The 10784-nt window shown below is 57.5% G+C and carries 9 protein-coding genes; 7 read left to right on the plus strand and 2 right to left on the minus strand.

All coding sequences use genetic code 11. The features are described 5' to 3' along the window. Window positions 1–34: 34 nt before the first annotated feature. From ACT53S_RS14115 to ACT53S_RS14130, 4 genes are all read left to right on the plus strand, one after another. A complete protein-coding gene (locus ACT53S_RS14115) occupies window positions 35–988 on the plus strand; it encodes a glycine betaine ABC transporter substrate-binding protein (protein ID WP_160143214.1) in 954 nt (317 codons plus the stop codon). Continuing rightward, window positions 985–1977 carry a GntR family transcriptional regulator gene (locus ACT53S_RS14120; protein ID WP_476067491.1) on the plus strand — a complete coding sequence of 331 codons (993 nt, stop codon included), beginning with the start codon at window positions 985–987 and terminating at the stop codon, window positions 1975–1977. The genes ACT53S_RS14115 and ACT53S_RS14120 overlap by 4 nt, the downstream gene beginning before the upstream one ends. Before the next feature lie 314 nt (window positions 1978–2291). Further along, window positions 2292–2804: a VOC family protein gene (locus ACT53S_RS14125; protein WP_476067450.1), complete on the plus strand. Its 513-nt coding sequence runs from the start codon at window positions 2292–2294 to the stop codon at window positions 2802–2804. Window positions 2805–2850: 46 nt separating this feature from the next. Further along, entirely contained in the window at window positions 2851–3243 is a 393-nt protein-coding gene (locus tag ACT53S_RS14130) for a hypothetical protein (RefSeq protein WP_476067451.1), read from the plus strand. Between the two features lie 187 nt (window positions 3244–3430). On the opposite strand, the gene ACT53S_RS14135 is transcribed toward ACT53S_RS14130, so the two are convergent. After that, window positions 3431–6544 (minus strand): multidrug efflux RND transporter permease subunit, encoded by a 3114-nt coding sequence (locus ACT53S_RS14135; RefSeq protein WP_476067452.1) that lies wholly within the window; start codon window positions 6542–6544, stop codon window positions 3431–3433. A 10-nt stretch (window positions 6545–6554) separates the two neighbouring features. Continuing rightward, the gene (locus ACT53S_RS14140; protein ID WP_476067453.1) at window positions 6555–7973 is read right to left on the minus strand and encodes an efflux RND transporter periplasmic adaptor subunit; all 1419 of its coding nucleotides are present in this window, start codon (window positions 7971–7973) and stop codon (window positions 6555–6557) included. Here ACT53S_RS14140 and ACT53S_RS14145 point away from each other — a divergent pair. The 3 genes from ACT53S_RS14145 to ACT53S_RS14155 all read left to right on the plus strand — a co-directional run bounded on the left by ACT53S_RS14145 (window position 7881) and on the right by ACT53S_RS14155 (window position 10388). Continuing rightward, window positions 7881–8570, plus strand: a complete 690-nt coding sequence (locus ACT53S_RS14145) for a response regulator (protein WP_476067454.1) — start codon at window positions 7881–7883, stop codon at window positions 8568–8570. The two genes, ACT53S_RS14140 and ACT53S_RS14145, sit on opposite strands and share 93 nt — an antisense overlap. Before the next feature lie 35 nt (window positions 8571–8605). Next, window positions 8606–9628 carry an ATP-binding protein gene (locus ACT53S_RS14150; RefSeq protein ID WP_476067455.1) on the plus strand — a complete coding sequence of 341 codons (1023 nt, stop codon included), beginning with the start codon at window positions 8606–8608 and terminating at the stop codon, window positions 9626–9628. A gap of 238 nt (window positions 9629–9866) precedes the next feature. Continuing rightward, complete coding sequence (locus tag ACT53S_RS14155; protein ID WP_476067456.1) at window positions 9867–10388, plus strand: GNAT family N-acetyltransferase; 522 nt, start codon at window positions 9867–9869, stop codon at window positions 10386–10388. Window positions 10389–10784: the final 396 nt, after the last annotated feature.

Consider the following 10784-nt stretch of genomic DNA (forward strand, 5'->3'; position numbering starts at 1 on the left):
CAACAAGTTCATACAAGCAAAAAAGGGGAAGCAAATGAACAATCTGAAATGGGTGGCAGCAGCAGCGCTTCTTGCGTCGACGGCCTTGCCGGGAGCAGCCTTCGCAGCCGGCGCACCGCAGTCGACGGATCCGATAAGGCTCGCTGTCTTCAACATTCCGGACGCCGATTTCATCAGCAATGTCTTGGGCCAGGTGCTGACGAAGGCCGGCTATGCAGTTGAATATGTGAAGACAGATTACAGCGCGCACTTCACCGCTCTCGAGTTTGGCGATATCGACGCGTCTCCCGCGGCTTGGAGTTCAGTCAAGGAACAGATCGACAAGGCACTTGCGAGTGGAAGTGTCGAAAAGGTCGGCGAGGTTGGCGTCGTGGTGAAGGAGGGCCTCTGGTACCCATCCTATGTCGGTGAGCTTTGCCCAGGCCTCCCGGACTGGAAAGCCCTGCTGGAACCCGCATGCGTCAAGGCACTGTCCACACCGGAAACGGAAGGCAAGATCAACTTCCTGGGCGTGCCGGCAGATATCATCGGTCCCGTCGAAACCGCGCAAGCACTGCAGCTCGACATCAAGATCACACCGCCCGGATCGCTGGGGACCATGATTGCCACCATGCAGGGCGATATTCAGAAGAAGACCCCGGTAATCGGTTACGGCTTCTCGCCCCACTGGCTCTATGGCGGCACCGAAGGCAGCTTCATCGCTCTGCCGGCCTTCGAGCAGGCCTGCTACGACGACCCGGCTTGGGGACCGAACCCGAACGCCACACGCGATTGCGCACCGCCTGAAGGATCTGTCTTCAAGCTGGTGAACACCGATTTTGCGGCGAAGGAACCCTACGCTATCGACATATTGAAAAAGATGACGCTTGGCACCGAAGAGGTAGCCAACGCCATCAAGCTGCAGGAAGTTGATGGCAAGGCAGCGGACGAGGTGGCGTCTGCATGGCTGTCCAGCAATGAGGCCGTTTGGAGTGCTTGGATAAAGTGATCTGGGATGGCAGGGCGTGCTCCGACAAACAAGCTTCAGGCGACTTGCCTCCAGCGTCATCTGAGTTCGCCCTGCCCCACAGGACTGTCTCAAGGCCAAAGTACAGACGGCGGAAACATCGGGAGCCATCAAAATGGTGGGCTGACGGCTCTGATTTGCGAAGACTTGAAAACTGTTGTGGCAGCCGAGTACGAATGACCTATAGAACTGACGCGCCAACTGAGACATTCGACCGCTTCGGAAAGCCGAAAACCATGAACGACAAACGCCTGACAGAAGGCGGCAAGGAAACCATCGCGGACCAGATCTACAATTCCATCCGCAAGGATCTGATGGAATGTCGATGGCCGGCCGGCCATACCTTGAAAATCCGGAATCTCGCCGCCGAATTCGGTGTCAGCCCTATGCCGGTAAGACTTGCCCTGAAGCGTCTTGGCAACGAAGGAGCCTTGACGATCGAGGAAAACAGGTCGGCACGCGTGCCGGTCATTTCCCAGCGCCGCTTCAGCGAGTTCTACGAGATCACCGTTAGACTGGAGACGCTCGCTCTCGAGAAGGCATCGGAGCGAATTACGCCGCAGCAATTGGCGGTGATGATCGATAAGGCTGAGAATATCCGCCAGGAAGTCGAGCACGGCAGGACGGCCGGATATGCGCAGCGCTTTAATTCGATGCTGATGGAAATCTACCGGACCGGCGGCTCATCAGCCTTGATTGAAATGATCGAATACGCCTGGGTTCACGTCGCTCCGCCGTCCAACGCGATCTTTGAGGCACCGGCATTTGTCAGCAAGATCCATGTTCACCTGCTGGAGATCCTGGAAGCACTCAGACGTAAAGACCTTCTCGCCGCACAGACGGCTCTCGTGGCAGCCTTGAGTTACGCGGAACGTGCAATGACCTTGTTGATGGACATGGAGCGCAGCTCGAGCAGTCTCAGCGTCCAGAAAAGACGGATGCGCAAGACCGAGGCGACCGCCGCACCCTAGGCTAACGCGCCCGACTAACCGTGTCCCTGACTTCTACACGCACTGTGTAGACGACCCCTTATTTGCATCTCGCCCTCACAAAAAAGCACTTACATTTCCATTTGTGATATTTTTGAGATTGCCTGAAGAGTTTTCTGTGATATTGCAATAATCGCGGTTTATTCAGTCGAACGCTAAAGAAACGTGAGTGCACCGCAAATGGCGGCGCATATGATGTTCCTCGCCTAACTGTAGCTAAATTCCCGCAGGAGGCTTATATGCCTCAAAAACATCAGTCCTTTTGACAATCAAGCAAACACATGGGAGGTGTGGTGATGCAGGAACAAGGAAGGGATCACGACGTCGAAGGAGCGATCGACGCTCGCATGTTGCGTCTGATCGAAAAATGCCGTCGCGAGAACCGGCTCATCATGAATCACATCTGCATCAGAGTCGAAAACCTCGATCGCATGGAGAAGGTCCTTGCAGAGTCGCTCGGCATCGGCGCAAGCGGCTTCACTCGGGTTGAAGGTCAGCTATTCAAGGGCGAAGCGGCCGTCAGCGGCACATGGGTCAACGACGAGTTCTACATTGAGCTGATGGAACCGCTCGAAAGGCAGACGCTCGGATACGACACGGGCTGCGGGCTTCCGATCGGACACCTGAGCGAAGTGGGCTTTCTGACACCCAATCTCGACGCAGAACTGGAACGGCTCGGCAAACTCGGCTGGCAAGTGACTGACAAGATCTCGTCCGACGTTTCGACGGAGGTGAAGATGGACATGGATCCTCCCATGGGCTTCCCGATCGAACTGATGGAATTCAAGATTCCCAAGAAGACCGACTGACTATGGCGATCTCCATGGATCGACCTGGCAAGGGACCAAATTGCAGATGGCATATATTGAAGTCTTTCCGAAATCCGTCGAAGCGGAGTCGCGTTTAAAAAATGATAGCGACGCGCTGATGAGCCTCTTTTTCGACGCGGCCAGAAACATTCTCCATGTTCCCGATCATGATATCATCGTGGAACTCAATCGCTGTACGACCCTGGCCTTCAACAAAATGGCAGTGCGGACGGGCTCTGCTCCCGACGTCGTTGTCAAGATCTCGACCAGCGATACCGAACTGCAGACACGCTTTCAGGATCTGACCACGCGCAGTGTCGAGGCTTGGAACGCGCACTTCGGGGACGCCCTCAAGATGGAGCTATGGATAGGGCTGATCCATACGTGGGGATGCAATATCCAGTTTGAAGACGCCCAAACAGCCAGCGCGACCGCTTGACTTGGAAGGCCGCTGTCGCTGCGGACAATTTCACGGTGAGGAGCTCACTCCGGCCGGCCAAGATGCACCAAACTTGCGCACCATTTTTGGCACGCTCCCAGGGGCAAGCCTTGCGATTGCGCCCCGCGAGGGACGAAAGCGGACGAACCGACGGAGATGGCATGAACTAGCACGCCATTGCTGCCGACTAGCTGTTCGCACTTAAGGTGTAAAAACCTTCTTTTCGGCATGTAAACCGCGTGACGACAACGTAGAAGATCGGGACAAACAGGACCGCCAGCACCGTTCCGGAAATCATTCCGCCAAACAGTCCGGTTCCAATGGCAATTTGGGTTTCAGAGCTTGCACCAGATGCAATGACCAGCGGCACGACACCCAGGGTGAAAGCGAGTGAGGTCATGACGATGGGTCGCAGACGCAGGCGCGCTGCTTCAACGACAGCGTCCGCAAGTCCCAGCCCGTCGCGCTGACGCTTGCGCGCGAACTCCACAATCAACACCGCATTCTTGGCGGAGAGGCCTATCAGGGTAATGAGGCCGACCTTGAAGAACACATCGTTTTCCAGGCCTCGGAGATAAACTGCGATAACCGCCCCGAGAATGCCGAGCGGGACGACCAGCATGACGGAGAGCGGAATGGTCCAGCTTTCGTAAAGTGCAGCCAGGACCAGAAAGACAATCAGGAACGAGAAGGCCATCAGTATCGGCGCCTGGGCACCCGATTGCCGCTCCTGCAGGGACTGCCCCGTCCATTCGACGGCAAAGCCCTTGGGAAGCTTCAGCGCCAGTTGCTCGATTTCATCCATGGCCTTGCCGCTTGAAACACCCTTTGCGGCCGAACCCGATAGGCTGAGAGACGGATACCCATTATACCGTGTCACCTGCAGCGCAATGGTCGACCATTCCGCCGTCACGATCTCGGAGAGCTGGACCATCTTGCCGCTATCGCTGCGAACATGCAGGTTAAGGATATCATCGACCTGCATACGGCTTTTCGCCTCGGCCTGAACGATGACCTGTTGCAGCCGACCGTCACGCGGGAAATCGTTCACATAGCTCGAACCAACAGAGCCGCTGAGCGTGTCACTGATCGTCGTGTAGGCAACGCCCAGCGCACTCGCCTTCTGGCGATCGACCACAAGGGTGACACTTGGACCATTTGGCAGCCCGTCCACCCGCACGTCGCTCAGCAATTTGTTCTGAGAGGCAAGCTGCGTGAGTTGTGCTGCAGCCTCAGCAAGCGCCTTTTCACCTTGATTGGCGCGGTCCTGCAACCTGAGTGACAACCCGGACGTCGTACCGAGTTCATCGATTGCCGGCGGCTTCATGCTGAGGACCTCGCCCTCCGGCGCGGCAGCCATGGCGTCGGTCGCTGCATTGACCTCGTCATCGACGCTGCCAGAGCGTTGGCCCCAATCCTTGAGGCTAGTAAAGGCCATGGCGGTGTTGGTACCCGAGCCCGAGAAACCAAAACCCATAATCGTCAGGTTGTTGACGATATCCGGCCTCGTCTGGACATGCTTTTCAAAAAGATTGACGACGTCTCGCGTGCGTTCAGCCGTCGCCTCTGCAGGCAGCGTGATGGAGGTCATGAAGGAACCCTGGTCTTCCTCCGGCACGAATGCCGTGGCCAGCGTGCTGTAGCCATAGGCGACTGCGCCCACAATCGCGAGATAGGCGAGCATTGTCCGGCCGGTCTTTTGGACAAGACGTTTGACCCGATCCGTGTAGCCCTCGGTCAAGCGGTCAAAACCTTGGTTGAACCAACCGAATAACCCTTTCCGATGATGATGAGTGGGGTCGATCGGCTTCAACAGGGTCGCGCAAAGAGCGGGGGTGAGGCTGAGAGCCAGAAACGCCGAGAATGCGATTGAGACCGCCATCGACACCGTAAACTGGCGGTAGATCGCGCCAACCGAGCCTGAAGCCAGGCCCATCGGAAGAAGCACGGCCGTCAGGACAAGCGTGATCCCAATCACTGCGCCGGTGATCTCGCTCATGGCTTTGCGTGTGGCCTCAAGCGGCGACAGCCCTTCCTTTGCCATAAGTCGCTCGACGTTTTCGACGACAACAATTGCGTCATCGACGATAATACCGATCGCGAGAACCATTCCGAACATCGTCAACACATTGATGGAATAGCCTAAAGCCAGCATGACGGCGAAGGTGCCAAGCAGTGCGATCGGTGCGACGACTGCCGGGATCAGCGTGTAGCGAATGTTTTGTAGGAAGAGCAGCATGATGAGAAAGACGAGCAGCATGGCCTCAGCCAATGTCTGCGCCACTTTTTGGATCGAGACCTTCACGAAAGGTGCCGTGTCGTAAGAGATTGCATACTCGATGCCCGCCGGCAGGGTGAGGGAAAGCTCTGCGAGCCGTGCGCGAACACCGTTCGAGGTCGTGACCGCATTTGCCCCGGGGGTCACCTGGATGGCGGCAGCCGTTGCAGGTTTACCGCCGTCGAGAATGGCAAAGCTCGATGACTGCGCCCCAATCTCGATGCGCGCAATCTCCCCCAATGTCAGGCGAGAGCCGTCCGGATTGGAGCGAAGGATGATGCCCGAGAATTCGTCAACTGTCTGGAGTTGACCTCTGACATTGAGCGGCACAGTGACCTTCTGCCCCGGAACAGTCGGCGCATCGCCAAGCCGCCCAGGCGCAACCTGAAGGTTCTGCGACTGAATTGCCTGCGTGACCTCGGCCATCGAGAGCGAGTGCGCGAGGAGGCGCGCGGGATCAACCCAGATCCGCATGGCAGCTTCCGATCCGAAGGACTGGACGCGGCCGACGCCGGATACGCGCTTCAGTTCAGGAGCGATGTTGCGCACGAGATAATCGTCGAGCGCCAATGCGTCGATGCTGCCGTCTTTGGACTTCAAGGAGACAATCATCAGGAAGCCCGACGAAGCCGATTCCACCGACAGCCCGCCCCGGCGTACCACTTCAGGCAACCGCGATTCGACGGCCTTCAACCTGTTCTGGACGTCTACCTGTGCGAGTTCCGGATTGGTGCCCGGCTTGAAGGTGACAGTGACCGTTGTGGATCCCGAAGAGTCCGCCGACGAATCGAAGTAAAGCACATTCTTGGCACCGGAGATCTCGCGTTCAATGACGCTTGTGACGCTGTCGTTGATGACCTGCGGGGTAGCGCCCGGATAGCTCGCAAATATCGACACGCTCGGTGGGGCAATCGCTGGGTAGCGTGAAACGGGCAATTGCGGGATGGCAACCAGACCAGCGATCACGATCATGATCGCGATGACCCATGCGAAGACAGGCCGTTCGATGAAAAATTGCGGCATGATAAGTATCTCAGCTCTGCGGATCGGGGGCGGTTTGGACCGGTGACGTCTCCAGAAGTTGATCAGTCTGGACCCTGTCCTGGCCTTGAACGACGACGGTTTCACCCGCCGCAAGACCTCGCTTTACGAGGTAGTTCCGATTGATGAGCGGCCCCAGTTCGACCTGGCGTCTCTCTCCCGTCCCGTCGGCGGTGACGATGACGAGTTGCGGTTTTCCGGTCAGATCACGCATAACGGCCTCTTGAGGCACGAGCAGAGCTGCGGAATAGACTTCGCGTGGCACGAGTGCACGCACGAACATGCCCGGCAGCAAATGGTTTTCCGGGTTAGGGACAATGACGCGGATCCCCAGACTCCCCGTGGCGGTATCGACCGAGATGTCGGAAAACAAGATGGTGCCGGTATGGGCGTAGGGCTTGTCCGTAATCGTCTTGATCTTGACCGGCAGTTTCTCAGGATCGCCAAGTTTTGAACCCGTCACTGTCTCACGCAGGCTCTCCACGCTCATGGAGGATTGCCGGATATCCACATAGACCTGATCAATCTGCTGGATCACGGCAAGCGGCGTGCTCCCGGATGAGGAAGCGAGCCCGCCTTCCGTCATGAACGACTGACCAATTGTCCCACTGATCGGGCTGCGGATCGTCGCATTTGCCAGGTCAAGCTTTCGCCGTGCCAGATTGGCCGAGGCCTCTGCGACGTTCGCTTTGGCCTGGGCAAGCGTCGCGGTCGCATTGTTGAAAGCCTCGTCACTGGTGATCTTCTGTGCCGAGAGAAGCTGAGCGCGCTCGAACTTCACCTTCGCGTTGACAAGTTCGGCGTTTGCCCGCGCAAGCGCGGCGGATGCTGCATCGACGTCGGCCACAAAGGGCGACGGATCGATCTGGAAGAGCGGCGCATCGGCAGTGACGAAAGAGCCCTCTTGGAAGAGCTTCTTTTGAATGATGCCGCTGACCTGCGGCCGGATCTCGGCCGTGCGCAAAGCACTGACCCGACCGGGCAATTCGTCATAAACAGTGACGGCTTGCGGCTGCACCGTCATTACGCCGACCCGCACGGCCTGCGGCTTGGCCGTTGCATTCGCCTCAGCATCCTGCTCACCACTGCAAGCAAGGAGCAGAAGTAGCGGCACACATAACATGCAGAAAATCCAAAACCGCGCGACGTTTCGCATCTGGGTCACCATCATCTCGTGAGGAATTGGTCGATGGCGATGCTCTAGAAGCCTTCCATTGGCGGATTGTGGAGGTTTTGTTGCGATCGTGTGGAGGCGGAAGATGGCGGCTCGACGGACAGACGCTTCGGTGTCATGTAAATCGTAAGGAGTGCTACGATCATGGCAGAACTTATTTTGATAGCTGAGGACGATGCGGAGATCGCCGGTATCCTCGAAGCCTATTTTGCCCGCGAAGGTTTCCGCACAGTGCATGCCCGCGACGGGCAGGTCGCACTCGATCTGCACCGATCCTTGAAACCCGATATCGTTCTCGCTGACATCACCATGCCGCGCCTGGATGGCTTTGAGCTCCTCGCCGAGATTCAGAGACGAGGCCGCACACCCGTCATCATGATCACGGCGCTTGATGAGGATGCCGACCGCCTGCAGGGACTGCGCATCGGCGCGGACGACTACATCGTCAAGCCGTTCAATCCGATCGAAGTCGTCGCGCGGGCCAAGGCCGTGTTGCGTCGCGCAGGTTTAGCTCAGGCGGGGGCTGTAATCCGGGTTGGAAGCCTGACCATTGATCTCGACAGCTATCAGGTCAAGATCGAGAAGGAGAGTGGACCGGTGGCCGTTCCCCTCACACTGACCGAATTCAGGCTCCTTGCCCATCTCGCTCGAACACCCAACAAGGTCTTCTCGCGCGCCGAACTCGTTGACGCCTGCCTGCCCGGCTCTGACGCTTTGGATCGAACGATCGACAGCCATCTGAGCAAGTTGCGCAAGAAGCTCGAACAGGCGGGAGGCGAAGGCTTGTTGATCAGCATTCGAGGCGTTGGCTACCGCCTCGGGGTCGATCCGTGATCGTGAGGGGGCTCAGCCGTCAGATCTTGCTTGCCATGGCGTCAGTCACCGTGGCCGCGGGTCTGCTCGTATTCTTTGGCACCTATCTCGCCTTCACCATCCTCTTTTATTTCTCCCCTTGGTCCGAAGACACGGACAATTGGCTGACGGGTTTCGATTTCATCATACTGGCCATTCTTATCCTGATCGCGCTGATTGTCGCGGCGATCGCTTCGATCAGATTGGCGCGTCGCATTCTTGAACCCTTGGAATCCTTGGCGATAAGCGCCCGACACATTAAGGACGGCGATCTTTCGGCTCGCGCTATCCCAGGCGACCACTCTCTAGGGGAAACAGCCCTTCTTGTTGAAGACTTCAACGCCATGGCGCAGCGCCTGCAGGACATGGCCTCGGACATGAAGCTCTGGAATGCGACCATTGCCCATGAACTGCGGACGCCTCTGACCATTCTGAAGGGCCGCCTGCAGGGCATGATCGACGGCCTATTCGAGCCCGACGAAAAATCGCTTCAGGCGCTTGTCCTGCAGGTGGATTCCCTGGCAAGGCTGGTGGAAGATCTGCGCACGGTCACCCTTGCCGATAGTGGTCACCTTGATCTTCACCTACAGCCTGTTCGGCTCAAGGACGAGATCCACAAACTTGCTGCCGTGCTGGAGCAGGACCTGAAACAAGAAGGCTTCGAGCTGAAGCTCGACCTTTCCGATGTGATGGTGCAGGTTGACCCAATGCGGATCCGGCAGGCCCTCCTCGCCCTCGTCACCAATGCCCGCCGATATGCGCATCGAGGCCTCATCGAAATCAGATTTGGCGTGGAAAGCAACAAGGTGATCCTGCGTGTCGCCGACGAAGGTCCCGGTCTCGCCCCCGACATCGCCACGTCCGCGTTCGAACCCTTCCGGAGAGGCGGACAGTCAGGCTCGCGGGAGAAGGGCGGAAATGGTCTGGGTCTCTCCGTCGTCCGTGCAATCGTCGAGGCTCATGGTGGGACAGTCCGCTACGCCCGGTCAGGCACTGGCGGCGCCATGTTCGAGATTAATCTCGGTGAGGTAGTCTCCTGACTTGCAATTGATTGCAACTCATCCACCGAAATCCCGAGGCTCCTTCCCATTGACTGCACGCCTCCACACATCCTCCACAAGACCTCCACAACTCGCCAACGCTGGTCTGCTAGCTCCTCTTTTGACGAAATCATCCCGGGGTCACAGGCCTCAGCAGGATGCTGTGCTTTGGAGGATCGGTGGCGTGGCTAAGGGCGCAGAACCGCGCTCCGCTTCAGCAACCTCTAGGAGAGACATCGTGACCAATCAAACCGTTACCCTGGCAGTCGCTCATCCGGATGATCTGCAGGACTTCAAGAGAGAACTCCAGGAAGCATTTGCGGTCGCCGTAATTGATAGGTACGGGGCTCTGCCAGATGGCCCGGTCCCTTCCGACGAAGATCTGGATCAATCCATCCATGCACAAGGCGCTGCTGCCTTGCATATTCTCTCGGACGGCAAAAAGGTCGGTGGCGCGGTCGTGACCATCGACGAGGAAACGCATCACAACACGCTGGACCTCTTTTTCCTCAAGGTTGGCGAGCATGGCCAAGGGCTGGGTCACAACGCGTGGCTTGCAATCGAAGCGCGCTATCCGAAGACGATCACCTGGCAAACCCATACGCCCTATTTCGAGAAGCGCAACATCCACTTCTACGTGAACAAGTGCGGCTTCAAGATCATCGCGTTTCACCACGCCAAGTTCCCCGATGCACATCGACCAGGTCCGAGTGATCTGCCGGACGACGAAGGGTTTCTGTTTGAGAAGGTGATGCGTTAACGCAGTCAATATCACGCGTTGCAGGCGATTGCTGATTCCAGCGAATAGCGTCGGCCGCGACAATGGTGAACATGCGTCACTTAGCTGCCAGAACCCGCGCTCTTAAAGGATTCTGAACCGGCGCCCTATAAACATTAGCAGGTTACGTCCCTGTTATTGTTATAAGCTTTGCTAAGGTGCCCCTTTAATCAAATCCCTCCCACTGCACAAAGTGCTCCAACGCTTGCCAAGCTCGGGATCGCCTGCTCTTCCGCCGCCTCCAGAAACGCAAAAAACGCCCCTGTTATACAGAGGCGGTTGCGGATTTGTTTTGGACGGTTTTGGTTGCGGGGGCAGGATTTGAACCTGCGGCCTTCAGGTTATGAGCCTGACGAGCTACCGGGCTGCTCCACCCCG

This window comes from Allorhizobium sp. DMC15 (assembly GCF_056314065.1).

Excerpts from the sequence above, each read along its gene's own strand:
- ACT53S_RS14115 (WP_160143214.1), top strand. The coding sequence starts at position 35 with ATGAACAATCTGAAATGGGTGGCAGCAGCAGCGCTTCTTGCGTCGACG.
- ACT53S_RS14125 (WP_476067450.1), top strand. The coding sequence starts at position 2,292 with ATGCAGGAACAAGGAAGGGATCACGACGTCGAAGGAGCGATCGACGCT.
- ACT53S_RS14130 (WP_476067451.1), top strand. The coding sequence starts at position 2,851 with ATGGCATATATTGAAGTCTTTCCGAAATCCGTCGAAGCGGAGTCGCGT.
- ACT53S_RS14135 (WP_476067452.1), bottom strand. The coding sequence starts at position 6,544 with ATGCCGCAATTTTTCATCGAACGGCCTGTCTTCGCATGGGTCATCGCG.
- ACT53S_RS14145 (WP_476067454.1), top strand. The coding sequence starts at position 7,881 with ATGGCAGAACTTATTTTGATAGCTGAGGACGATGCGGAGATCGCCGGT.
- ACT53S_RS14140 (WP_476067453.1), bottom strand. The coding sequence starts at position 7,973 with ATGCACTGTGCGGAAACCTTCGCGGGCAAAATAGGCTTCGAGGATACC.
- ACT53S_RS14150 (WP_476067455.1), top strand. The coding sequence starts at position 8,606 with ATGGCGTCAGTCACCGTGGCCGCGGGTCTGCTCGTATTCTTTGGCACC.